Source organism: Sporosarcina sp. FA15, from assembly GCF_051550195.1.
GTDB lineage: Bacteria > Bacillota > Bacilli > Bacillales_A > Planococcaceae > Sporosarcina > Sporosarcina psychrophila.
This window is the reverse complement of the sequence record NZ_CP188818.1, coordinates 471,432-497,166: the sequence shown is the minus strand read 5'-3', so window position 1 is coordinate 497,166 and position 25,735 is coordinate 471,432. Positions and strand designations below refer to the sequence as shown.

Below are 25,735 nucleotides of genomic sequence, written 5' to 3'. Positions count from 1 at the left end.
CTATCATGACCTTAAGGACATTCTACCACAAAAGGCTTAAGAAAAGCGCTAACCGGGCGCCTGGACGCAATAGATAAGCTATTTCAAAAAACTTTCGCATAGCTCTTTTATAATTCAAAAACTTCTCCCGCTATCATTATTTTCACTTCATGTCCTTCCACTAGCGCTTTGAATGTTTCGGGGTCTTGCTCAATCGGCGGAAATGTATTGAAATGGATTGGTACAGCTAGTTGCGGATTGAGCAACTTGACTGCGCATGCAGCATCTTCAGGGCCCATTGTAAAATTATCACCTATTGGAACAAATGCGACATCGATTGGATGACGCTTACCAATCATCTCCATATCGCTAAAAATTGCCGTATCCCCAGCATGATAAATTGTTTTCTCTTCCACCATTACTAAAATACCTGCTGGCATACCTGTATAAATGATGTCATTGGTCTCTGTTGTGTAAGAAGAACTATGAAATGCTTGCGTATATTTTACTGTACCGAATTCAAATTTACAGGCACCTCCAATATTCATGCCATGTGTTCTTATTCCCTGCCAACCCAAGTAAACGGCAAGTTCATTTGGTGCTATAACTAGTGCATCGCTCGCCTTTGCAATTGCCACCGTATCTCCAACATGATCATTATGTCCATGCGTCAGTAAAATAATATCCGGTTTTTCGTTTCCAACTTCAAGATCTGTAAGCTTATTTCCTGTAATGAACGGGTCAATGAGAATTGTGCAGTTGCCTGTTTTTATTTTCACAATTGAATGACCGTGGTATGATATTTGCATTGAATAATCTCCTCCATTTTCTTATCTTATTAAACAATTTTCGTTATACAACCTGAAAACCCTCTTTTTTGTTATGATAGAAGTATATTAGAGGAGGTCATTGAATTGAGTAAAGTTAAAGAAATACAACAGTTTTTACAGAAAGAAAACTTGGACGCGGCATTTATCACTACACCAGATAACGTATTTTACGTATCTGGATTCCAGAGTGACCCGCATGAACGTCTTCTTGGCGTAATGGTATTTAAAGATGCAGAACCATTTGTAATTTGTCCCTTGATGGAAGTACCTGACGTAAAAACAGCGGGCTGGTCCTATGACGCTGTTGGTCACGAAGATACAGATGATGCTTGGGTTATCGTAATGGAGGCTGTCCGTAAACGTGGAGAACTCCCTGCTTCAATCGCAATTGAGAAATCTCATTTGACAGTGGAGCGTCTTGAGCGGATGAATGAACTGTTTACTGGCGCTAAATTTGTTCGCCTTGACGAACAGCTAAACGGCATGCGTAACATCAAAAGCGAAGATGAACTAAATAATTTACGTAAAGCCGCTGAACTGGCTGATTACGCTATTGAAGTTGGTTGCAGAGAAATCGCTGAAGGAAAAACTGAACTTGAGATTCTTATGGCAATTGAGTTTGAAATGAAGAAAAAAGGAGTTCAGAAAATGTCGTTCGATACGATGGTTCTTTCTGGCCCGAAAACAGCATCTCCACACGGTACACCTGGAGATCGTAAAATCCAAAAAGGCGACTTCATCCTCTTTGACCTAGGCGTCGTTTATAACGGCTACTGTTCAGATATTACACGCACAGTTGCGTTCGGTGAACCAACGGATGCAATGCGTGAAATTTATGAAACGGTAAGAAAAGCGGAGCAGGCTGCTGTTGATTTGGTTCGTCCCGGCGTCAAGGCTATGGAAATTGATAAAGCTGCGCGTGATGTGATTGATCAAGCGGGTTACGGTGAATACTTCACACACCGTATCGGTCACGGACTTGGAATTTCAGTTCACGAGTTCCCATCCATGACTGGTACAAACGAATTTGCCCTTGTGGAAGGTATGGTCTTCACAATTGAGCCAGGTATTTATAATCCAGCAGTTACGGGTGTACGGATTGAAGATGATGTTGTCGTTACAGCTGATGGCGTCGAAGTATTAACCAAGTTCCCTAAAGAATTACAGATTATTCAACCATAATTAGAAAAGGCTGTCCACACTCTAACAAGTGTGGACAGCCTTTTTATATCAGCAGGGACTTCTGCTGAATCAAGTTAAACATTATTGATTCAAAAGTGTTTCAGCGGATACATACTCAACACCTTGAGCATCTGCTACAGCTCTATACGTAACATGCCCTTCCATTGTGTTGATACCTTTTTGAAGAGGAACGTTGTCTAAACAAGCTTGTTTGTAGCCTTTATTCGCAATTTGAAGTGCATAAGGAACTGTAACGTTCGTTAATGCAGTTGTTGAAGTTTGTGGAACTGCACCTGGCATATTCGCTACCGCGTAGTGAACAACACCATGTTTCACATAGGTTGGCTCATCATGAGTCGTTACACGATCCGATGTCGCAAAAATACCACCTTGGTCAATTGCAATGTCTACAAGAACAGATCCAGGTTTCATTGATTTAACCATTTCCTCTGAAACAAGTTTCGGCGCTCTCGCTCCTGGGATTAAGACCGCCCCGATAACAAGGTCTGCATTTTTTACTGATTCAGCAATGTTGAATGGATTTGAAACAAGTGTCTGAATATCATTGCCGAAGATTTCGTCTAATTGACGCAGACGATCGACTGACAAGTCAAGAACAGTTACTTTCGCACCCATACCAACCGCAATACGAGCAGCATTTGTTCCAGCTTGCCCACCACCAATAACAGTTACGTGACCACGTGAAACGCCCGGTACGCCACTCAATAGAATACCTTTACCACCATTTGTTTGTTGTAAGTATTGTGCACCAATTTGTGTAGCCATGCGGCCTGCAACTTCACTCATAGGAGCTAGAAGAGGCAACGAGTTATTTGGAAGCTGTACTGTTTCGTAAGCGATTCCTACAACTTTATTGTCAAGAAGTGCTTTTGTTAATTCTACTTCAGGGGCAAGGTGCAAGTAAGTGAACAAGATAAGCCCTTCACTGAAATAACCATACTCAGCGGCAACCGGTTCTTTTACTTTCATAACCATATTTACATTCCATGCTTCTTCTGCAGTTGCAACGATTTTAGCGCCTGCTGCAGTATAATCCTCGTCCGTAAAACTTGAACCTAGACCTGCACCTTTTTCAATGATAACTTCATGACCTGCCGACTTTAAGTTAAAAACCCCTGCAGGTGTCATAGCGACACGGTTTTCGTTGTTTTTCACTTCTTTTGGGACACCAATAATCATTGCGATTCCTCCTAAAGATAACATTTAGTTAGTTGACCATTCGAAAATCTTTCATCCAGGCCAATCTATTTTTAATATTATCAGATAGTAAGGATTTATGCTGTATTTTATCAATTCGCAGAATACTCTATTACTCAAAAGTCTTATTATTCGAGAAATTTTTTACTCTTAATTCGAAAATGTGACATTTTTGTCGAAACTAAAACTATTCGTCACTTTATTCTTTATTATTAAAAGGTTTTTCATCCTTTTTATCGAAGTAAGTAAGTATACCTATTTAAAGAATGGAGTGAAATTAAATGACATTAGTATACAAACAAATTCTTGTTGCTGTCGACGGATCAAAGGAATCAGAGTGGGCTTTCAAAAAAGCGGTGGCAATTGCCGATAGAAACGAGGCTACATTAAACTTGATTAACATCATCGACACACGTTCATATGCTGCGGTCGAAGCTTATGATCGGTCGATTGCCGAAAGAGCACAAAAGTTCGCAGAAGAATTGTTAAACGACTATAAATTGGAAGCCGAGAAAGCTGGCTTGCAACGCGTTAATGTCATAGTAGAATATGGGTCACCAAAAACAATGATTTCGAAAGATATTTCTAAAAAACTAAATGCAGACCTTATCATTTGTGGTGCAACTGGCTTGAATGCGGTCGAACGTTTCCTAATCGGTAGTGTATCCGAAAACATCGTCCGTTCTGCAAAATGTGACGTCCTCGTCATTCGTACACCTGAAGCATTATAATACGAAAAGCGCAAGGCGCCTTCTAGACAAAGTGCTAAGTCAAAACTTATATCTTCTTATCTTTTCAAAAAAGAGTTGCCCATTATTTCCCTGGGCAACTCTTTTATTATCTAACACTCAATTGGATGTTTTATAACTTCGCAACACGCATCGTATCACGTGCAATCATTACTTCTTCATTCGTCGGGATTACTAACACCTTAACGGGAGAGTACGGAAAGCTGATATGCACTTCCTTACCCCTGATAGTATTCAAATCCGGATCAACATAGACCCCCATAAATTCAAGACCTTCTAACACTTTCTTACGAATGACATCACTATTTTCACCGATTCCGGCTGTAAAGATAATCGCATCCACTCCGCCCATCCTTGCCGCATACGAACCAATGTATTTATGAATTCGATCTGCGAAGACATCTAGAGCCAGCTGTGCACGCGCATTCCCTTTTGAAGCCTCGATTTCAATGTCACGTAAATCGCTTGAAAACCCTGAAATAGCAAGCATTCCCGATTGTTTATTCAAAACGTCTAGGACTTCTTCGACCGTCTTTCCCGTCTGCTCCATAATATATGGGATGAGTGCCGGATCGATATTTCCTGAACGCGTCCCCATTGTCACCCCCGCAAGAGGGGTAAAACCCATCGACGTATCGAGTGATTTCCCACCTTCAACAGCAGCTATACTTGCACCATTTCCCAAATGGCAGGAAATAAGACGTGTATCTTCAAGTGGACGATTTAATAATTCCGCAGCACGTTCCGTTACATACTTATGGCTTGTACCGTGGAAACCGTATTTTCGGATGCCATATTTTTCATAATACTCGTAGGGTAACGGATAAAGAAAAGAACTTTCCGGCATCGTCTGATGAAACGCCGTATCAAAAACCGCAACAGCAGGCACATTAGGCAATGCTTTACTAAACTCCTTAATGCCAACAATGTTTGCGGGATTATGGAGTGGCGCAAGGTTTGATAGTCCCTCAAGCGTTGCAAGTATCTCATCATTGATGAGTACGGAACCGCTGAAAACTTCGCCACCGTGTACAACACGGTGACCGATCCCATCAATTTCATCGAATGATCGAACGACTCCTTCACTAATCAGCATCTTAAGAAGCATAGCTACAGCTTCGGTATGATTCTGGATATCTTGACCCTTTTCTACCCTGCGTTGTTCGAACTTCATGTTGAAAATCGATTCTGAATGACCTATTCTGTCAATTTGTCCCTTTGCTATTACGTGCTCTTCTGGCATCTGGAGAAGTTGAAACTTCAAGGACGAACTTCCAGCGTTTATCGCTAAAATGTTCCGCATATAAAGCGCTCCTTTTACACATATTTCTTTACCAAGCAATTCTAAACACACAGCTACCGAGTAAGTCTAGATTCCAGCTTTATTCAGTAGCCCAAATATCGATTTTCTGAAGAAACAGGGCCATGGCATGCTTATCAGTCATATTAGGAACTTTAGCAAGAAGAACATCATGTGTCACTTTTGCTTCTGGTAAAGGTTTTTGTAAGATTAATATACTTTTTGCATGCGCTACATTTTTAAATAACGAATCAGGTAACTGAATAATTGCCCGGATATTCGTTTGTTTTTTCAAATAGGGATGCAATGTAGGCGATTGATCGGACTCAAACAAATTTGCAGGTATGATGAATACACCGTGCCCACCTGGTTTCGTATGCTTCATTGATTGTTCAATGAACAGATGATGTGCATAAGCATGCCCCTCTGCAGGCATCAATTCATAATTGAGTGCATTTTCATCATCAGGATAAAATCCGACAGGTAAATCGCTTATGGTGATGTCGACTGGATCGACAAATAACGGTCGCAATGCATCCTGCACATAGAATGTGACAGGGTGCTCAAGTAATTCCGCAGTAACAGCGGACAATCTCACTAACAAATCATCAATTTCTATTGCTGTCGCAGTGACATCGTTCTCAATTGTGTTCATGACCGTATAGAGAAGATTTCCTGTACCAGCTGCAGGGTCAAGAAGTGTAATACCTTGTTCACCTATCGCCAATTTTCCAGCAATATGTCCAATGAGCATTCCGATTGAATCAGGAGTCATCTGGTGGTTAGGCTGTACATTTTGCTTCATCCCCTTCAGGACTGCAAGCTGGATACCTCTACGGATATCCTCTTTAGTTACTGTTTCTGATACCGCAGGTTGCGATTCTCCTGAAAGCCATTTTTGACAAATATCAATGGTTGCTTCCAGGTAAAGTACTTCTGTAGATTCTGCATATGCATCAATGAATGAAAATATTTTTTCTGTATTAGTTGTCATTTAGTTATCCCTCAACTCACAAAACCCACCCGTTTCCGAGTGGGTTTTCATTAGTATTTTTTAGTTACTTCGTTAATTCTTTTACCGCTAAGATTGCTTGTTCATAGTTAGGATGGTCTGTACCTTCGCCGACATACTCAACATACGTCACTTTATCATCTTTATCGATAACGAAGACAGAACGTGCAAGCAAGCGAAGTTCTTTCATTACGACGCCGTACGCTTCTCCAAATGATAAATCGCGATGATCGGATAATGTCTGTAGATTTGCAATACCTTCAGCAGCACACCATCTCGCTTGTGCAAAAGGAAGATCGGCAGAAATCGTCAATACTTGAACGTCATCCCCAAGAGAAGCAGCCTCTTCGTTAAATTTACGCGTCTGTGTTGAACAGACACCCGTATCAATTGAAGGAATCACACTGATTAACCTGATTTTCCCTTTTGAATCGGCAAGTGTCACCGGACTCAAATCGTTCGCAAGTGCTGTAAAATCTTGCGCAGTATCACCTACTGCAACTTCTTTTCCAAGCAATGTAACAGGGTTGTTCTTGAATGTAACGTTAGCCATTAAGACGCCTCCTCTTCTAAGTCTATCTTACTAAATGATAGTACCGTCTTGCAACTGTTGTCCCTCAATCCGTTTACGGTAATCTACAACCATCTCTTTTTCATAAGAATGCTCATGTTCAACAACAGTATCGGCGAATAAGTCATGCAATGCTTCTTTTCTAGGCATAAATAGGACCAGCAGATAAGGGATGACCAACATTTTGGATATGAATCTTCCGATGACTTCGCGGAATATGACAGACCCCCACGTAAGCTTACCCTCGTCTTTAGCCACTACTCTTATGCCCATGATCATCTTCCCTACTGTTTGCTGTAAATACTTCGTCATAAGCGCAAAGTAAAGTAACATCAAAATAAGGATAGTAACTTTATAGGTGCTGAAGAAGAAGAATGAGGGATTTGTAATCTCCCAACCTGCAACTCGAAAAATCGGTTTAATGATAATCCCGCTTATTGCTGATAAAACAAGAAGATCGATTGTATATGCCCATAGTCGCGTCCAGAAACCCGCATACTTCGCCCGATAATGTTCAGTTTGAATAGTCTCGTAATCTGGAATAGGCGTCGCAGCAGTGGAATTCCCCGTCAGATCCGGTTGTTGTTCGATGTGTTCCGACATTCGCTAGCCCTCCTTATTTTTCACCATACAAATACATCATCCGTGGTGCATTATAATCGTTTAATAACTTACCGATTAGTTCAGACTCAATATTACCGCCAAACATATTTCCTGCTTTCACGCCGAGTATTGAAGTCCAGCTATCAAGGGACGTATACTCAAAGACTGTGGCATCTTGAAGATTATAATCTTCTTTCATGGCAGCAATAACATCACCCGCCTTGCCGAATTCATCTGCAAGCCCAGCTTCGATTGCCTGACGCCCATTCATGATACGGCCATCAGCTACTTTTTTCACTTCAGCCTCTGTCATGCCGCGACCTTCTTCGATAATATCAACAAAGCGTTCGTAGGAATCATTTATCATTTCTTGAAGCATTACGCGTTCTTCATCTTTCATCTCACGAGATCCACTCATAATATCTTTATATGGACCTGTTTTAATCGTGTTAAAATCAATGCCGTATTTCTCAGCAAGTTTCGCATAGTTAACACTTTCCATAATGACACCGATTGAACCTGTAATCGTTTCACGATTAACAAATATCTTATCAGCTGGAGCTGATACATAATAACCGCCTGAAGCAGCCATTCCGCCCATCGAAACATACAGCGGAATCTCTCTTTCTACTTGAATCATACGGAGAGCATCATAAATGTCCGCTGATTCAACGACTCCGCCACCTGGTGAATTCACTTCAAGCACAACGCCTTTTACATTAGTATCTTCAAGAATTTCAGACAACTGATTCATGAAATACTGATGATTATAACCTGCAGATTGGAAAAGGGATGACGTATCCCCTAAGTCCTGAATAACCCCATCAAGAGAAAGAACAGCGATTTTATCCTTACCCGTTCCTTCCTCAATAATCGCTTCCTCATACCCCGAAGATGAAGTTGCCATCATGTCTTCAAAGAATCCGTTGAAATCTCTCGTAAATATGTACGATAGTGAATTTATGCCTATTGACACAAAAACAAGTGCTGCAGCTACGATGATTGCAATCCATCGTTTAATTGTCATTTCAAATTCCTCCTTTTTCATTCCATTAACTTATACGTTCGGACACACCAAAATGTTTCACCACGTGGTAAAATCAGTATAACTTATTCAGAGGGGGCTTTGTGTAATGACAGATCGAATGAATATTTTTATTTACAGTAAACATGATGAAGATTCACTTGATAAAAAATCCAAAGTGGCAGATGCGTTGATTCATGAGGGTTTTACAATGACCGACAACGATAAAGATGCAAATATTATCATCAGCATCGGTAGCGATGGTTCTTTTTTACAAGCGGTTCGAAAAACCGGTTTCCGACAGGATTGTTTATATGCAGGTATTTCTTTAACAGGTAAACCCGGACTTTATTGTGATTTTCATTATAACAATCTTTACGAAATGACGCAGACCATTCGTAAAGAAGGTCTTGAAGTGAGAAAGTATCCACTTATCGAAGTAAAGATTGATGATCACCAACCATTCTATTGCCTAAATGAATTCAGTATTCGCTCGAATATCATTCGGACATTCGTCCTGGATGTCATTATAGATGATAAATTATTCGAAACATTCCTCGGTGATGGTCTAATAATTTCCACACCGACTGGCAGTACTGCTTACAATAAGTCTGTCAATGGAGCGGTCGTTGATCCACTACTTCGGTGTTTCCAAGTGACTGAGCTTGCTTCCGTAAACAATAATAAATACAGAACACTTGGCTCGTCCTTCATAATGAGTGGCGAACGTAAATTCCAACTAAAAGTTCATCAGGATGGCAACGTTTTCCCTTTAGTTGCTGCTGACAATGAAGCGCTGGGGATTCGCCAAGTTGAAAGTGTGGAAATTAGATTAAGCGATAAAACTGTGAAAACTGTGAAACTGAAAAATAACTCCTTCTGGGAGAAAGTGCAGCGAATTTATTTATAAAAGAAAAGCAACACCGCCTGTCGATTACCGTTTTATAGCAATACATATGATTTCAACATTGAAAAGCTCAACTACTTTAGTAAGAACCTTTCAATCTACAATTACGTCTGTTGATTAACCATTTATTTGCATAAAACACTGGTATTAAGGCTTGGAAAAACCCATTTTCACTGGACCATTTCCGGTTCGCTTTCGGCGAACTAATCACGACAGTTTTACCGTGAGGCATGTGTGGCTAGAAGTGACTCCGTCACTTCTAGCCACACTTTTTTTGGGTCATCATGTTGTGAATAGTTGCCTGTCGCGTTCCTACAATGTTCAAGTGAAAAATACAGTTGTTTTGAAAGAAAAGAATAGATGACTTTCTATAGGGATTGTAAGTGTCCGAAGATGCAATTTCGGGCACTCTTACACGTTATATTGCTTACTATTAGCAAAAGAGTATGCATGTAATCATGTGATACCATATAGAAATTGACACTTCATTACTAGTAAAAAAGAGAAAACCCTAAAGAAAGTTTCAGCCGCCAAAATAACATCTTTGGCGGCTATTATCCAGGTCTATGCCCCTCTATTCTTTCGTCCCAAAAAGCTTTAGCACTTCGTGTACTTATGAAATTGGAGCGCGATGGAACAATCATGATTTATCTTCGTCTTAAGTATGTACTTACTCCTAATTCTTTCATTTTATGGCATTACCCTATCTCCATAACCTGATTTCTCCATAAAAATTTTAAAAATATGTTTTAAAGTATTTCGGCATTATTAACTCACTTATCCCTAGCTCTATATATGTTGAACAAATGAATACAACGTATGCGCTTTACAAGGGCTTTTGAAAGGCTACTGAAAAAAACAATAATTGGAATGAAATAAAAATCCTACGAATACCGCTTCGACGCTTTGTGGATGCCTCCCGCGATAAGCCAGAAAGAAGACCACTTTCAGTCTTATCGCGCCTGCGCTGGATGGTCTATGTGAGAAAGAGCTTTTCATTATCTACGATGAAATCTGCAAGCCGGGGCACGTCTTTCTTGAATATAAATAGTAGCAAAAAGTAATCACATTATAATCTCAGCATATACATCTCAAAATCATATTTCTCTCTATAATGAACACCCTAGCGCAGGCGCGGCAAAGGGGTCGCCGAAGTCGTAAGACTGGATGCGAAGCGCTAATCCAGTCTTACAGCGAGAGGCATCCCCAAAGCGCCAAGCGTTCTACAATCCACACACCGAATTACAACTCTCTCATTATTGAGCACCATAGCAGATTCAATGAGATTCTTTAATTCAACATATATACTATATTTTTTAATCCTGTTTTATCATATAGATGAGCTCTAAGCTCTAAAAAAGTAAAGGATATGTACGTGAAGATTTATTAAAATTGAAAAGGATTTTTAGAAGGGAGTGGAATGGAATGGAAATAACTATTAATTCATTGTCCTTTATACTTTCTTTACTTTGTATTCCTCTGTTTTTAATCGCAATATCGTCTGCAGATTTTTTTAGTTTTACCACAAAAATCATAGGGCTTTATTCATTAGATATTGTCTTAGGCATAACAGTGATAACATTTTTTCTTGGAGTCATCGGGTTAAAGGATGTAAGGGAATGGAAGGCAATGGCAAGAGGTATATTTACTATAATTTTCATGTCAGTTTTTTCAATCGTATTAACTTTCATTATATTCATCGGCAGAATGCTTGGTTAACCTTCTTCAACTAACTGCTTCGTTCGTTGAAGAAGGTTTAATCTCTATTAACAAACCCATTAACCTCTTGAACTGAGCTAGTTGAAAGTCTGTAAATAGTATGAGTGTCTTTTGTATTCATTATTGTTCCATTGTCTTCTGAAATCCAAAGGGAATATGATTCTTCACCAAGGTCGAATCTATACGACGGATTTACCATATTAACGATTCCTAGTTCGCTGGTCGAATCACTCACCGCTTTACTGAATATAGCTATTCCACTTTTTTCTTTTAAATCTAAATACCCCGTTTTTGTTTCTATTTGTTCCTTTTGAAAACTCCCTACTAGTAAAGTTCCTAGTATAATAAATAGCATTGATAACTCTTTCATATTATCCCCCCTTTCTACTAATAGACGTGTACTTATCAGATGGGTTTCACAATATGGCTCTACTAGGAAAGAAGGCTGTTAGCGATATCGAGTTATTTTCTTTTCAAATGAAGTTATTGATAAACCTTCCATTACTTTTGTTTCTCCAGTTATTATGAATCCATTTTTTTCATAGAAGGAGATTGCTGGTGCATTTTTAGAACCCGTTGATACGATCAGTTTTTCATTCCCTTCTCCGACGCTTTCAATGAAATCTAATAATCTCTTGGCAATTCCTTTTCTAAAATGTTTTGGGTGCACCATCAACCGATGAATATCTATTAGATTCTCTTCTGCCTTTATAGAAATGACTCCGCTTAACTCTCCATCTAAATAGCATCCATAGAAATTTTCGCCACATTGTTGCAATGTGCTAACCGAATCCCTTAATGGCGGAATGTCATAGAAATCAATCAACTCCGCCTCTACCTTATACGAAGCAATTTGAACGCTCAATACCTCCTTAGCAAGTTTCGGATTTATAATATCTATTTTATTAATCAATATTATCCTCCTTTTTTTTCAGTTAATGTATGAACAGATGAATATATTTAGCCTAGACATCCCCAAAATACCAGAACGGGTTTGATGTAATTCTTTACTTCAACATATAAAGTTAGCCTTTTTCAGTAGCCTCCTAATTTAAAGGAGGCTCTTCTTCATTTTCATCACTTCAATTAGTTTAGATACCGTAAAGAGTAACAATGCTGCCCAAATGAAAGCGAATGACAATACCTCAATTTTTCCGAACGTTTCTTTGTACACAACAACTCCGAGAAACAGCATCATCGTTGGGGCTATGTATTGAAGAAATCCAGCCATATATAGCGGAATTCTTTGTACGCCTTTTGCATACATAATAAGTGGTAAAGCCGTTGCTATACCTGTTAGGATAAGTAAAATGTCCGTCTTGATGTCAGAATGTAAGAACACTGCATTGCCTTCCATGAATAGCCACACATAATAGATGACAGCGAACGGAACAATGAAGAACGTTTCAATTGTCAACCCACGAAGTGCATCTAGCTTAATTTGTTTCTTGATAAGACCGTAAACTGCAAACGTTATTGCCAGTGTAAATGCCAACCATGGAAACTTACCGTACGAAATCGTCAAAATTGTGACTCCTGTTGCCGCCAGTAAAAAAGCAACTTGCTGTGCTCTTGACAACTTTTCTTTCAAGAAAAAGATTCCAAGTAGTACCGATATAAGCGGGTTAATATAGTAACCAAGACTTGTTTGGACAATATAGTTATGATTCACTGCCCATATGTAGATAAACCAGTTCGTTGAAACAAGTGCTGAAGCAGCGAACAAAGCCCAAAAGTCTCTTTGCGAGATCCACAAGGTTTTTATATCCGCCTTAAGATGACGTCCATTTTTCATAAGAAGAACTACTACTAACGTTAGAACAAATGCCCACACGATGCGACTCACTAATATTTCAGCACTTGCGACATGCTCAAGGCTTTTCCAATAAATCGGCATAATCCCCCAAATAAGATACGAACCGATTGCCCAAAGGACACCGCTTTTTTCTGTTTGCATCACGACGCCCCCATATATTTTGATTACCGAAATAATAAACTAAGTATAGCCCCATTAATTCACTACGTAAAGATGAGATTATTTAGAATACTGACAACCTACTCGTAAACACCAAAAACCGCTTAAAAAGTACGGAATAACCCGTGCTTTTTAAGCGGTTTGTTTTCTGGAATGATTTACAGTTGTTCTTTTTTCCTTAATTCAATTCGCATGATTTTTCCTGAAGCAGTTTTCGGCAAAGTATCCAGGAATTCAATTTTACGTGGATATTTATAAGGCGCTGTCAAACTTTTCACGTGATCCTGCAAGTCTTTAATAAGACCCTCTTCATTTTTCCTTTCAGGGTCACGTAGCACCACGAATGCTTTGACGATATTCCCCCTGACTTCATCCGGACTCGCAACGACTGCGCATTCACGGACTGCGGGATGCTTCGTCAATGCATCCTCTACTTCAAATGGTCCGATTGTGTAGCCGGAACTGATAATAATGTCATCCCCGCGACCTTCAAACCAGAAATAACCATCCTCATCCATTTTTGCACGATCACCCGTTACGTAATAATCACCTCGGAACTGCATTGTTGTCCGTTCCGGATCTTTTAAATACTCTTTGAATAACGCAGGTGTCGATACGTGTACCGCAATATCCCCAACTTCCCCAACAACCGCTGGATTTCCTTCGTCATTGATAATGTCGACCTTATTGCCAGGCGTCGGTTTTCCCATAGAACCCTTCCGCGCCTCCATACCTAGCATCGTCCCGACGAGTAATGTGTTTTCCGTCTGCCCATAGCCATCTCTTACTGAAAGCGAAAAAGTCTTATCAAATATATCAATTACTTCACGGTTAAGCGGTTCTCCAGCCGAAACCGCACTACGAATAGAAGAAAGATCAAAATCCCCAAGGTTTTCGGCCTTCGCCATAAACCTGTATTCCGTTGGCGTACAACATAATACATTCACTTGATATTTACCAATCAACTCTAAATAAGTCGTCACATCAAACTTCCCGTCATATACAAGTCCCGTTGCGCCGCTACCAATTACGGATAAGAAAGGTGTCCAAATCCACTTTTGCCATCCTGGTGCAGCAGTAGCCCAGACTACGTCACCTTCATTGATACCCAACCAGCTTGCTCCTGTTGTCCGTAAGTGCGCATACCCCCAAGCGTGTGTATGTACGACACCTTTTGGTTTCCCCGTCGTGCCTGATGTGTAAGATAGAAATGCCATGTCCGAACTTTTCGTTTGTGGTGCTGTAAACGCCGTTGATGCAGTTTCCATTAGATCGGTTAATGAAAGTTGATCTTTCTTAGCCTGTCCAACAACGAATACCTTGACATCCCCTATGTTTTTTACTTCGCTAAATTGATCAGTAAACGCATCGAACGCAACGATTGCTTTAGCATCACTATGTGCCAATCGATATTCAATATCGGAAGACCGTAACATTTCTGAACTCGGGATTACGACAAGTCCCGCTTTAAGGGCGCCGATATACGTCACATATGCTTCGATTAGCCTTGGAACCATGACAAGAACGACATCACCCTTTTCAAGTCCGTTCGATTTGAAGACATTGGCTGCCTTATTCGCTAAAGTGATTAATTCATCATATGTAATTTCCTTCTTGTTTCCTTCTGCATTAACATAAATTAGCGCTTTTTTTCCTGTACCTGTTGCATACTTTTCAAATTCACTGACAAGGTTATATTGTTCTGGCGCAATCAGTTGTTCACGATTCATGCAAATTCCCCCTTAGATGTATCATCTAAGTATACAAATAAAGTACCGATAATTCAAAACTAATTTACTTTTCTAAATAAACCTAAGAGTAATTCATTCTTTACTAGCTAATACTTGTAAAAATTATGAAAAGCTGTTCCGGAATAATTCCGGAACAGCTTTTCATTAAACAATTATTCTTAGTGACCCTTCATCTGTTCTTGAGCCTGTCGCACTAAGCGCTTTGTAATTTCTCCGCCGACGGATCCGTTGGCACGCGCTGATGCATCTGGTCCCATTTGTACGCCAAATTCTGTTGCGATCTCATTTTTCATTTGATCCAATGCTTGTCGTACGCCTGGAACTAATAGCTGATTCGAGTTGTTGCTGCTGTTGTTGTTCGCCATGATTGCCACCTCCTTGTATAATTAGAATGTGCTAGATGCAGAAATTCATGCAAAATTATAGGTGGTAAAGTTTGTAAATCACTTTGAATTGATTAAGCAACTGTACTTTTGATAACACTGTATAAGCGAAAGCTGTTTTAGATAATACCTAAACCAGCCTCACAGTTAAAGAGTTATTTTTGGTACCCGCTCATTTGTTGTTGCGCTTGACGCACTAGTCGTTTTGTAATTTCTCCACCGACCGAACCATTAGCACGTGATGATGCATCTGGTCCCATTTGTACACCAAATTCTGCTGCAATTTCATTTTTCATTTGATCCAGTGCTTGTCTTACGCCTGGAACTACTAACTGATTTGAATTACCACTGTTGTTGTTTGGCATGTTTGTCACCTCCTGTGCACATAGAATGTGCCGTTTATAAAACTTTATGCATTTATTTGTTATGGTAATGTCCACCAATTACATAAAATAGTTTAAACATCTGCATTTTTGCTTACACTATATTAGCGAAAAGTTGTTCCGAAACATCTTTTCATTGAATAAATCTTTATTTATTGCCATTCATTTGTTGTTGCGCCTGACGCACTAATCGCTTAGTAATTTCTCCGCCGACGGATCCGTTGGCACGCGATGATGCGTCTGGCCCCATTTGTACGCCAAATTCTGCTGCAATTTCATTTTTCATTTGATCAAGTGCTTGTCTTACGCCTGGAACTACTAGCTGATTCGAGTTGCCGCTGTTGTTGTTCGCCATGTTTATCACCTCCTTGTGCAGTTAGAATGCACAAGTTAATAAAATTCATGCGCGAATAATAAGTGGTAAATAACGCCAAATAATTAAGATTAGTTTAAGCAACCATTCTTTTGCTTACACTATATAAGCCAAAAAGCTGCATCAGACAATGTCCGATGCAGCTTTTATATTGGTTGAAATAAAGTTAATCTTCAATCAGAGGAGGGCTTCATCCCCACTGATTGTTTAAAGAACTTAGGCTAAGTGCGCCACGTCCTGTGGCAAAGCCTAAGTAACCAACAGGGAGGAATGAACTGCAATTCCTCCTCGTTTGCCCTAACCATTCGGGCTTTTACTGCCCGTTAATGCGGGATAAAGAATTTCACTGAATTTGCTCAGGCGCTAGACGATGCCTTCGTACAGTTTATACAGATACTTATTTGTTCAACATATCGTTCTTCAATTTGATTGAGTTCCCATTATCCCTAATCCACTTAAATTGATGCCTTTAACTTTGGTACTAACTTCTATGTGCGTATAGAATGCATCGCAAACGGAATTTCATACAGTGGATGTAAACAGTAATTTATTCTAACATTAAAGAAGGTCTTCGAAGTCGTCCTTTTGTTGAAGTGGTAGTTCAACGATTAGTCGTTTTTCAATCGCTTCTTCAATCATTGGCTCGAAATCAGTAAAGCTTTCATAATAAGCTACTTTTTCAAGCTTTGGTTTTGTTTTCGGGTTTGAAGGCGAGAAGATTGTGCAGCAATCTTCATAGGGTCTAATTGAAATGTCGTATGTGCCAATCTTTTGGGCAATATCTATAATATCCAGTTTGTCCGTTGCAATGAGCGGGCGCAAAATAGGGGAAGAGGTCACAGCGTTAATAGCCGTTAAGCTTTCGAGCGTTTGACTAGCAACTTGTCCAAGGCTTTCCCCTGTTACAATTGCGAGCGCACCTTCTTCTTCACGCACTTTATCAGCAATTTGAAGCATTAATCTCCGCGTTGTCGTCATTGAAACATTATCAGGTACTTGACTGACAATCGCTTGTTGGATTTCAGTGAATGGTATTATATGAAGCCTAACTGCTGCTCCGAATGAACTTAACTTCTCTGCAAGGTCCATCACTTTCTTTTTAGCCAAATCACTTGTGAATGGCGGACTGGCAAAGTGAATTGCATCAATCGACACACCGCGCTTCATCATAAGATAGCCTGCAACTGGGCTATCGATACCACCTGAAAGCATTAGAATTGAATGTCCATTTGAACCTACCGGCATACCGCCTGCACCTTCATATACTTTAGCTGTTAAGAAAGCTCCTTCTATTCTAATATCAATGAGTAGCACGATATCAGGTTTTTTCATTTGCACAATGAGGTCTGGGAAGCTACGTAACACATGTGACCCAATTTCTAGCTGCAACTCGTTTGTCACAAGCGGAAACCTTTTGTCTGTACGTCTCACTTCAACTTTAAACGTTTTTCCAGCTGTTTCGTTTGCCCCAATGATTTCTAAGGCTTTTTCTTTAATCGCTTCAAGCGTCGCTTCACATTTTGCAACTGGACTGAAAGATTGAATGCCGAAAATATGTGGCAAACGAGCTATCGCTTCTTCCATATCGCTTTTGTCTTCCGCAAAAAGAAACATGCGATCACGTTCAGGTTTAATGATTACCGTTTTCAAATCACTCAAAGCATCTTTAATATTGTTTCTTAATTTCTTGACGAATACATTCCTGTTTCGTCCCTTTAATGATATCTCTCCATAGCGTATCAATAGTTCGTTCCATTCCATTACTTATTTCCCCTTCCAAGCAGTTCCATGAACCGTGCAAATACTTGCTCGAATTCCACTACATGCTGTTCTATATTATTTTTTCCAAAGCTGATACGGATTACTCCGTTTTTAAATTTCCCATTAACACCTATAGCTTCTATTACATGCCCCGCAGTGCCACTTTTCGATGAACAAGCGCTAGATGTAGAAATTGTAATACCGTTTTCTTGAAAGAAATTAACTGCAACTTCCCCTTTTACTTTATAAAAAGCGACAGCTAAAATATGCGGTGCTGCCTTATCAGGGGCAAGTACACGAACGTTCTCAAATTGCCCGATAAAGCCTATAAGCCGATTTCTCCATTGCCTGAAATCCTTCTGCTCGATTTCTATCGCACTCATCCGTATCGCCTTTGCCATCGTCACTGCATTCGCTACGGATACGGTACCGTTGCGAATACCACTTTCCTGGCCGCCGCCATAACTAATTGCTTCTGGTGCCATTCCTTTTCTTAATGCTAGTATGCCCGAACCTTTCAAGCCATTAATTTTATGGGCTGAAATCGTTATTGCGTCCGGACCATCTCCAGTTAACGAAACGGGTAGTTTTCCGAAACTTTGAACAGCATCCGAATGAAATAGTGCTCTTGTATTTTCTTTAATGAGGCGTGCACATTCAGCAATTGGCTGTATTGTACCGATTTCATTATTGACATGCATAATACTGACAAGTATTGTATCTTTCCGAAGTTTACTTTTCAACTCTTCAACAGAGATCATTCCTTGCTCATCAACTGACAAATAATCCACTTCAAACCCTTGCGTCTCTAAATATCCCATTGAATGAAGAACAGATGGATGTTCAATTTTTGTTGTGATGAGATGGTTGCCTCTAGCACGCAAAGCACGTGCAAAACCGATTACCGCTAAATTATTGGCTTCCGTACCACCCGATGTGAATAAAAGCTCTCCATCATGTGCACCAAGAATCGATAGGATCTGTTCTCTCGATCGTTCAAGAAGCGCCTCGGCTTCCTTTCCAGCAAGATGTATTGAAGCGGGATTCGCAAAAAAGCGCTTGTTCACTTCTATGAAAGATGTAAGCACACCCTCATCAGGAGCTGTTGTAGCGCTATTATCAAAATAAATCATGTGAATCTTCCTTTCATTTTACATTAAATACGCATTTCAGCATTGATCCCACCACTTATAGAAGTGGGTACTACTTTAGCTAACGCTTCGCTTTCAGTACAAAAAAATTACTGAATCAAGTTCAATGCGTGACAAAGCCACCTGCATTATATGCCGGTGGCTATTTGTAGTCTACTTTTTAACTCAGACATGTTCTTTCACAAGTTCTTCAATTCGTTTCATAGCACCCGGTTCCATTTCTTCAACCGCTGTCGCTGCTTCTTCCAATGCTTTTGCATAACGGAATTGTCTGAATGACTCTTCAGCATCTAACAAGCGGGCGTGAACTTCCGGATTGGATGCACGGTATCTGTTTCCATATTGGATGATCCACTCAATCAGTAATACATTCTCAAGCATCTCTTCAACTTTTATAGATACATCATTTATAGCTTTCCCTGCGTTCTCCAAATAAGAATCGACAAGACTCATATTAAGCGGTACTTCCTGTAAACTTTGTGTCACAATATAAATTTGTTCATCTGCTTCTTCAAGACGTGCTTCCATATCATCTGGTATACCTGGGATATTCCCCTTATGTAGCATACGTTCTGAATTTTGTAATTTACGCGACAGTTCATCCAGTTTAGTTCGAACATTATTTTCATCAATCCGCAAGTTTTTCATACGATTTGTGAAACTTTCCTGTTCAACAGCAATTTGCTCTAGTTCTTCAAAAATGGATTGCAACTCTTCCTGTAATCCCGAATAAGCAGATAATTGTTCCTCAAGCCTATAAATAAGCACACCAAATCGTTTGTCGAGAGAACCTAACTTTTTGAGAGCCAGCTGTGGAATTTGTGCTTCTTTTTCATCCATTCGATAACTTTGCTGAACAAAAGCCGCCTCGTCTGAAGTTTCTCTTGTCAATATCGTTATTGCGTGAAGCCTCTCAGCAATTTGATTGTAGTACTCATCTACATAATGCTTTGCATTCACTTCATTTTCAAGCGCATCGTAAAACGAATCAATGCGATCATTTATTTCACTTGTACACTGTTGAACAGATTCAATTTGAAGATCAGCCATTTTTAACAATAGTTCTTCAAGTTCAATCTCAATTGTTCTAAGTTGTTTTGTCAGTTCTAGGTGTTGCAAATAATAGGACTGTTCTTCCATCTCTCTCGTTCCATTTCGTAGTTCACGAATCGATGCTGGAATTTTGCTTTGTATTTCAGAAAGCAACGATGGGATCTCGTGGATTAACGTAAAAACATGATCTCCCTTTGCTGATAATGCCATGACAATTTCCCGTGCCAACAAATAATTGCCATTCGCTGTCAACTCGTCATATTCTGCGAATTTCGGGTTAAATGATTCCAGTTCCTTTTCAAGTGGATTCGCTGTCATCCCAAACGAATGTTGATGAGCGAGTACCGCTTTGCGAGCGGCACGATGCTGCTCTTTTAATTTTTCCATCTCAATGCGATTTTTTTCTTCACTGCCAACGAGTTCGTTTAGCTCTTGCAAAATATTATTCATTTTTTTATCGCAAAATCGAACTTTCTCTTGAATTTCTTTCTCTAATCCTGTTGCTTTTCTAAAACGGAAACGATCTACTACATCCTCTACATCAAATAATAATGTATCGATTTTTGGCATATGTACGTCCATCAATTCTGTCCATTCGCTACGCCACCGTTCGAATTTCTCTTCGGTTTCGCCTGTCATGTTCAGTTGTTTCACTTTTGTCATCTCTTCTAAGATAGGTTTGTGTTGAATTTGTAGCTTCTCCTGCTCCAACCGACCAATTTCCTGGATATGTTTACGCCTGAATAAGAAGGCGATTGTCGTTAATATAATAACTACTAGTATGGCAATGATGATGATTTTCATCGTGGTCCCCCTGTCCAAGTCACTGTACCATGATATTATCCTATATAGTACCACGTTTAAACCCTTTTGGTTGCGAATATGAATGATTTATAGGGAAAAACCTGTTTTCCACCCTAATAATCGACAAAATTTGTTTATAAACGTCTTAATATGTATACTTATTTAAACAAAATATACTTAACAAGGGGTGTTCTATTTGTTTCAAGAAATTGACTATGCCACTGATTTAAAAGTGAAATATGAACAACTTTCAAGTCAATTGGACGCATTGTTGACGGGTGAGAGAAATATGTACGCAAACTTGAGCAACGCTTCTGCTTTACTCAATCAATTTTTCGACCGCATCAATTGGGTCGGTTTTTACTTAATGGATGACGGAGAACTGGTGCTTGGTCCTTTCCAAGGTCTTCCAGCGTGCATTCGTATTCCCCTTGGAAGAGGCGTCTGCGGAACAGCTGCTGAAACAAAAAAATCCATTATCGTATCGGACGTCAATGCTTTCCCAGGACATATTGCATGCGATGCAGCTTCCCAGTCTGAAGTTGTCATTCCTATTTTAAAAGATGGTGTCTTACTTGGTGTCCTTGACATCGACAGCCCCGAGTTGAATCGCTTCACAAAAGAAGATCAGGCTGGACTGGAACATCTTGTCGAGGTACTAGTCAAACATCTTTGAACAACAAGCTGCCCTGGCCACCAGACAATCGGTGCCAAGGCAGTTTTTTCATTGCTCAACAATTATGAAATCCTGCTCTGTTGTTAATTATAGCAGAGAGGTTCCTGTCCTATTTGTTCAAAGATAAAAAAGTATAAGTTTTTTCGCTTAAAATAGTATCTAGTTTCCAGGCGCCTGGCGATTTTCTTATTTTAAGCCCGCTCGGTAATCACTGTCTCCATGATTGCGAATGCCGCTTTGAAGTCAGCTATGAGATCCTCGGCATGTTCAAGACCGACTGAAAGCCTTAGTAAAGAATCAGTGATACCCATCTGTAGTCGCTCCGCCTCAGGAATAACAGAATGTGTCATCGTCGCAGGATGCTGGATAAGCGTTTCTGCGTCTCCTAGGCTGACTGCAATCTTAATGAGAGAAAGGCTATCCATGAATAGCTGAGCCCCTTCTTTACCACCTTTAACTGTAAATGAAATCAGGCCGCCTCCTGCTCTCATTTGACGTTTCGCTATTTCATATTGTGGATTGTCTTTATCGAACGGATAATAGATTTCTTCAACAAGCTTCTGACCTTTTAAATAAGCTATCACTTTTTCTGCATTCGAGGTATGGCGCTCCATGCGAACCGATAGCGTTTTTAATCCGCGGATTAAAAGCCAAGCATCGAATGGCGATATGATGCCTCCGAAATCTTTCTGCACAGACATACGAATTGACTCCATCTCTTCTTTGTCGGCTCCGACAAGAAGCCCAGCTATGACATCTCCGTGACCGTTAATATACTTTGTTGCGCTATGCAAAACGAAGTCCGCACCGAAATCGAGCGGATTTTGCAAATAGGGCGACGAAAAAGTATTGTCTACTACAACTCGAAGTCCATGACGTTTAGCTACATTTACGACCGCCTGAATATCGACAAGTTCCATTGTTGGATTGATAGGCGTTTCAATATATATACAGACCGTTTCCGGTGTAATAGCCCGTTCAATCTCTTCTTCTGACTTCATTTGAATAAGGTCATGCGAGATATTGTATTTCTCATTCAGCATACCAAGAAGTCCAAATGTGCAGCCATAAATTCCACGTGAACACAGAATATGATCACCCGATTTCGTCAAGTGGACGAGAATCGTACTGACTGCTGCCATCCCCGAACCAAACGCAAGTGCACCTTTTCCGTTCTCAAGAGCTGTCATACGCTCTTCTAACACGCGGACAGTCGGATTACCAAGCCTGGAGTAAATGTTCCCTCCCTCTACACCTGAAAAGCGATTCTCCCCTTGCAATGCTGTTTCAAACGAGAAGGTCGATGTTTGGTAAAGTGGCACCGCTAAACTCCCCTGATGTTCCTTATCATCATATCCCTCATGAATGACAATCGTATCTTTGTGAAGGTTTTTTTTGTCCATTTCCATTGCCCTCCTTATGTTTAAAGAATATTCTAACTCTACATCTATTAGTTTACTCTTTAATCACAGTTAGGAAAAGGTATAACTGGTTTCTTCATGGATTACTACTTGGTTTTTACCGTTATTTTTCGCTATATACAGTGCTTTGTCAGTGTGTTGAAACAGCTCTTTATAAGTCGACTGTCTTTTAGACGTCCAGTTATGCATCCCTATCGATACCGTAATTGAGGGTTCAGTGGCAGCAGGAATAAGTTTAACCAGTCGTTCCGCAAATAATGCCCCTTCTTGAAATTCTGTCAACGGCAAAAAGATAGCGATTTCCTCTCCACCCCATCTTCCCGCAACCCCTCTACCGGATACCTCTGCAAGTATGATGGTAGCGATCTGCTTCAGCACATCATCACCAGTTACATGACCATATGTGTCGTTTATCTTCTTGAAGTCATCGACATCTACGAGAACAAAGACACCCATTTCATCATCAACAATCGACTTTTCAATAATCTTATCTACGTAACTTCTTGTATAGAGTTTGGTTAAGTGATCTTTATCAACAAGTTCCTGTAACTGGTCGCGTAATACCGAGTTCGCAAGTGCAAGCGAAGAGTGTCCAATAAGTGATTGCATGAGTTTGAAGCTGTCGAATGAAAAGAAGTATTGATCCATATGCAGTAGTACAACGAAACCCGTAAGTACCTCTTGATTCACAATCGGAATCGCTATGATTGACTCGTAACCAATAGATTCGTTCATGGTTCGGCTAAAATTCGCATCAAATAAAGCTTCTTTGCCACTCCTCAAGTATTTCGATGAGAATTCAATATAATTCTTGCCTGATTCCGTACGAAAAAAATCTGAACTTAATTGAGAGAGGTCATAACCATCTTGTTCATTGTTAAAAACAAATGCAATTTCTGCTGGCCGAAACGCTTTCAGCAATTGCTGTTTCAAAAATGCTGTCATTTCTCCAAAATGCATATTGCTATTCAATTTTTTCGACGTTTCATTGACAAGTTGTAAATCTTCGATAACACGGTGGGATTGATCATGTAGAATCGCTTTTTCCAGTGCACTTCCTGCTGTATTTACTACCATACTGATAAACTTTTTCTGTGTCGATGAAAAAACGAGGTCAATTGGTGCTTTAATTTGCAACACACCATAGATACCTTGTCTTCCTCTAATTGGTGCATTAATCAGCCTGCATGACAATTCAGGCATTACTTCCTTTGTCGTTTCACCCGATACAAACGCATTCATCGCAGACGGTCTTTCGTTCATGTAATCAATTAACTTATAGTTATGCGTCACCCCTTTTTGATCATGTGATAAAAGAAGTCCCACTTCAGATGACGGGAAATTTTTAGATATCGCAGAGACTACGCCATCTAAAATCACATTACTTTGCATTGTTGAATTGAATAATTCGGTGACTCCGAACAAACGCTTGGAGCTTTTTTCCTCTTTTATAAGAAAAACCATTTTCTTTACTATCTCAATGAGGTCGCTTACCGCCTTTTCAAGTTCATGTAAAAATGGCGATGTAGCAAATGCGTTCCATTCATTAGTAGATTTCAGAACCAGCAATCCGAGTGGTTCAGATTTCAAATTCCGGAACAGAAGAAAGTCATCGGCATAGCTAAAACCTGTCTCTCTAACTCGCGAGATTAAAGAATCATGGCTAAACGCTTTTCCGGTTTTAAGTGCATCAAATACCAAGGCTTGTTCTCTCTTAGAAACGGACTTATGACCTTTAAGTGCCACAAAACTATTATTGGCATATATGAAAAAATCCGCTTCTGCAATATTAAAATGGTGATTTAGTTTTGGTTTTAACGCCTTAAACCATTGTTCATACGATTGCAAAGCAGTATCTTTGGTCCATAAATCCATCAAATCGCTTTTAATTTTCAACATCGTCAATTGATGATCCGTCACATAATCACCCCAATCCTAATCTGTATATAGAATTCAAATAAGTCTTACTATCATTGTAATGCATTGGTACTATAGTTACCATTACTTTACATAGACCATTTGGCTTATCTTAGTTTACAAGTATGACGCTTGACTCTTACTTCTATAGTTGTTATGATGGAACTTGTGTAAAATAGTTGCAGCAGTTGTGTGTTTCAGATTGTCCAGTCTATTCCTTTTACAAGGTGCATCGAGTAACTTCCTGGCTGCGGAGGCGAGGGTGCAAGATGATAGAATGGCATTTGGATTGAACACATCTGGTTCTTATTTTACAACAAAATAAAACCAACAATAGAGGAGGAGTCTTTCATGGCTCGTTATACAGGTCCATCATGGAAACTTTCCCGTCGTCTTGGGATTTCACTTACAGGCACAGGAAAAGAAATCGAAAAACGCCCTTACGGTCCAGGACAACACGGTCCTAACCAACGCATAAAACTTTCTGAGTACGGAAAGCAATTACAAGAAAAACAAAAACTTCGTTTTATGTTTGGCGTAAACGAACGTCAATTCAAAACGATGTTCATCAAAGCAGGTAAAATGCCTGGTAAACACGGTGTTAACTTCATGATTCTTCTTGAGACTCGTCTTGATAACATTGTATACCGCATGGGTCTTGCACGCACACGTCGTGCATCACGCCAACTTGTAAACCACGGCCATATCATGGTTGATGGTAAACGCGTTGATATCCCTTCTTTCAGCGTTAAACCTGGTCAAGAAATTTCTTTCCGTGAGAAATCTCAAAACCTTGATACTGTAAATGAATCGCTTGAAGTGAACAGCTATGTTCCTGAATACGTAACATTCAACAAAGACACTAAAGTCGGTCAATTCGTCCGCATGCCTGAGCGCAGCGAACTTGCAGCAGAAATTAACGAATCACTTATCGTTGAATTCTACTCTCGTTAATAGCATCTTTGGAAAAGAGCCCTTCACAGGGCTCTTTTT

Annotated in this window: 25 protein-coding genes; 6 read left to right on the top strand and 19 right to left on the bottom strand. The window is 39.9% G+C overall.

What is annotated here, in order from left to right; all coding sequences use genetic code 11:
- Positions 1-107 precede the first annotated feature (107 nt).
- Positions 108-788: a metal-dependent hydrolase gene (locus tag ACP8HG_RS02460; RefSeq protein ID WP_067207604.1), complete on the bottom strand. Its 681-nt coding sequence runs from the start codon at positions 786-788 to the stop codon at positions 108-110.
- A gap of 105 nt (positions 789-893) precedes the next feature.
- Here ACP8HG_RS02460 and ACP8HG_RS02455 point away from each other — a divergent pair, with 105 nt between their 5' ends.
- Positions 894-1,991 (top strand): M24 family metallopeptidase, encoded by a 1,098-nt coding sequence (locus ACP8HG_RS02455; RefSeq protein ID WP_338652903.1) that lies wholly within the window; start codon positions 894-896, stop codon positions 1,989-1,991.
- Positions 1,992-2,072: 81 nt separating this feature from the next.
- On the opposite strand, the gene ald is transcribed toward ACP8HG_RS02455, so the two are convergent.
- Positions 2,073-3,191, bottom strand: coding sequence for an alanine dehydrogenase (gene ald, locus ACP8HG_RS02450; protein WP_067207599.1), 1,119 nt, complete (start codon positions 3,189-3,191; stop codon positions 2,073-2,075).
- A gap of 299 nt (positions 3,192-3,490) precedes the next feature.
- Here ald and ACP8HG_RS02445 point away from each other — a divergent pair, with 299 nt between their 5' ends.
- Complete coding sequence (locus tag ACP8HG_RS02445; RefSeq protein WP_067207597.1) at positions 3,491-3,940, top strand: universal stress protein; 450 nt, start codon at positions 3,491-3,493, stop codon at positions 3,938-3,940.
- A gap of 130 nt (positions 3,941-4,070) precedes the next feature.
- Here ACP8HG_RS02445 and ACP8HG_RS02440 read toward each other — a convergent pair whose 3' ends face one another.
- From ACP8HG_RS02440 to sppA, 5 genes are all read right to left on the bottom strand, one after another.
- Positions 4,071-5,261: an acetate kinase gene (locus tag ACP8HG_RS02440; protein WP_067207594.1), complete on the bottom strand. Its 1,191-nt coding sequence runs from the start codon at positions 5,259-5,261 to the stop codon at positions 4,071-4,073.
- Between the two features lie 79 nt (positions 5,262-5,340).
- Entirely contained in the window at positions 5,341-6,252 is a 912-nt protein-coding gene (locus ACP8HG_RS02435; RefSeq protein ID WP_067207591.1) for a class I SAM-dependent methyltransferase, read from the bottom strand.
- Positions 6,253-6,316: 64 nt separating this feature from the next.
- On the bottom strand, positions 6,317-6,823 hold the full coding sequence (gene tpx, locus ACP8HG_RS02430; RefSeq protein WP_067207588.1) for a thiol peroxidase: 507 nt from the start codon (positions 6,821-6,823) through the stop codon (positions 6,317-6,319).
- A 30-nt stretch (positions 6,824-6,853) separates the two neighbouring features.
- A complete protein-coding gene (locus ACP8HG_RS02425) occupies positions 6,854-7,444 on the bottom strand; it encodes an RDD family protein (protein WP_082786520.1) in 591 nt (196 codons plus the stop codon).
- A 13-nt stretch (positions 7,445-7,457) separates the two neighbouring features.
- Positions 7,458-8,471: a signal peptide peptidase SppA gene (gene sppA, locus ACP8HG_RS02420; RefSeq protein ID WP_067207586.1), complete on the bottom strand. Its 1,014-nt coding sequence runs from the start codon at positions 8,469-8,471 to the stop codon at positions 7,458-7,460.
- 106 nt (positions 8,472-8,577) lie between these two features.
- On the opposite strand from sppA, the gene ACP8HG_RS02415 reads away from it, so the two are divergent.
- Positions 8,578-9,378 carry an NAD kinase gene (locus ACP8HG_RS02415; protein WP_067207583.1) on the top strand — a complete coding sequence of 267 codons (801 nt, stop codon included), beginning with the start codon at positions 8,578-8,580 and terminating at the stop codon, positions 9,376-9,378.
- Between the two features lie 1,422 nt (positions 9,379-10,800).
- Positions 10,801-11,094 (top strand): hypothetical protein, encoded by a 294-nt coding sequence (locus ACP8HG_RS02410; RefSeq protein ID WP_340741806.1) that lies wholly within the window; start codon positions 10,801-10,803, stop codon positions 11,092-11,094.
- 37 nt (positions 11,095-11,131) lie between these two features.
- Here ACP8HG_RS02410 and ACP8HG_RS02405 read toward each other — a convergent pair whose 3' ends face one another.
- From ACP8HG_RS02405 to ezrA, 10 genes are all read right to left on the bottom strand, one after another.
- Positions 11,132-11,464 (bottom strand): hypothetical protein, encoded by a 333-nt coding sequence (locus tag ACP8HG_RS02405; protein WP_187047299.1) that lies wholly within the window; start codon positions 11,462-11,464, stop codon positions 11,132-11,134.
- Positions 11,465-11,542: 78 nt separating this feature from the next.
- Positions 11,543-12,007 carry a GNAT family N-acetyltransferase gene (locus tag ACP8HG_RS02400; RefSeq protein ID WP_067207576.1) on the bottom strand — a complete coding sequence of 155 codons (465 nt, stop codon included), beginning with the start codon at positions 12,005-12,007 and terminating at the stop codon, positions 11,543-11,545.
- Between the two features lie 138 nt (positions 12,008-12,145).
- Entirely contained in the window at positions 12,146-13,051 is a 906-nt protein-coding gene (rarD, locus tag ACP8HG_RS02395) for an EamA family transporter RarD (protein WP_338652926.1), read from the bottom strand.
- A 176-nt stretch (positions 13,052-13,227) separates the two neighbouring features.
- On the bottom strand, positions 13,228-14,799 hold the full coding sequence (gene mbcS, locus ACP8HG_RS02390; protein WP_067207570.1) for an acyl-CoA synthetase MbcS: 1,572 nt from the start codon (positions 14,797-14,799) through the stop codon (positions 13,228-13,230).
- A gap of 179 nt (positions 14,800-14,978) precedes the next feature.
- Complete coding sequence (locus ACP8HG_RS02385) at positions 14,979-15,185, bottom strand: alpha/beta-type small acid-soluble spore protein (protein WP_067207567.1); 207 nt, start codon at positions 15,183-15,185, stop codon at positions 14,979-14,981.
- 173 nt (positions 15,186-15,358) lie between these two features.
- Positions 15,359-15,568, bottom strand: a complete 210-nt coding sequence (locus tag ACP8HG_RS02380; protein ID WP_067207564.1) for an alpha/beta-type small acid-soluble spore protein — start codon at positions 15,566-15,568, stop codon at positions 15,359-15,361.
- Positions 15,569-15,734: 166 nt separating this feature from the next.
- Positions 15,735-15,941: an alpha/beta-type small acid-soluble spore protein gene (locus ACP8HG_RS02375; protein WP_067207561.1), complete on the bottom strand. Its 207-nt coding sequence runs from the start codon at positions 15,939-15,941 to the stop codon at positions 15,735-15,737.
- Between the two features lie 576 nt (positions 15,942-16,517).
- Positions 16,518-17,720 carry a tRNA uracil 4-sulfurtransferase ThiI gene (gene thiI / locus ACP8HG_RS02370; RefSeq protein ID WP_067207559.1) on the bottom strand — a complete coding sequence of 401 codons (1,203 nt, stop codon included), beginning with the start codon at positions 17,718-17,720 and terminating at the stop codon, positions 16,518-16,520.
- Positions 17,720-18,853 (bottom strand): cysteine desulfurase family protein, encoded by a 1,134-nt coding sequence (locus tag ACP8HG_RS02365; protein ID WP_067207557.1) that lies wholly within the window; start codon positions 18,851-18,853, stop codon positions 17,720-17,722. Before ACP8HG_RS02365 ends, thiI begins: the two co-directional genes overlap by 1 nt.
- Before the next feature lie 183 nt (positions 18,854-19,036).
- The gene (gene ezrA, locus ACP8HG_RS02360; protein WP_067207555.1) at positions 19,037-20,728 is read right to left on the bottom strand and encodes a septation ring formation regulator EzrA; all 1,692 of its coding nucleotides are present in this window, start codon (positions 20,726-20,728) and stop codon (positions 19,037-19,039) included.
- A 196-nt stretch (positions 20,729-20,924) separates the two neighbouring features.
- On the opposite strand from ezrA, the gene ACP8HG_RS02355 reads away from it, so the two are divergent.
- Positions 20,925-21,404: a GAF domain-containing protein gene (locus tag ACP8HG_RS02355; RefSeq protein WP_067207552.1), complete on the top strand. Its 480-nt coding sequence runs from the start codon at positions 20,925-20,927 to the stop codon at positions 21,402-21,404.
- A gap of 191 nt (positions 21,405-21,595) precedes the next feature.
- On the opposite strand, the gene megL is transcribed toward ACP8HG_RS02355, so the two are convergent.
- Both megL and ACP8HG_RS02345 read right to left on the bottom strand, forming a co-directional pair.
- Positions 21,596-22,807, bottom strand: a complete 1,212-nt coding sequence (megL, locus tag ACP8HG_RS02350; protein ID WP_399631603.1) for a methionine gamma-lyase — start codon at positions 22,805-22,807, stop codon at positions 21,596-21,598.
- Between the two features lie 69 nt (positions 22,808-22,876).
- The gene (locus ACP8HG_RS02345; protein WP_438298131.1) at positions 22,877-24,745 is read right to left on the bottom strand and encodes a GGDEF domain-containing protein; all 1,869 of its coding nucleotides are present in this window, start codon (positions 24,743-24,745) and stop codon (positions 22,877-22,879) included.
- A 348-nt stretch (positions 24,746-25,093) separates the two neighbouring features.
- Here ACP8HG_RS02345 and rpsD point away from each other — a divergent pair, with 348 nt between their 5' ends.
- On the top strand, positions 25,094-25,696 hold the full coding sequence (gene rpsD, locus ACP8HG_RS02340; protein WP_067207545.1) for a 30S ribosomal protein S4: 603 nt from the start codon (positions 25,094-25,096) through the stop codon (positions 25,694-25,696).
- Positions 25,697-25,735 lie beyond the last annotated feature (39 nt).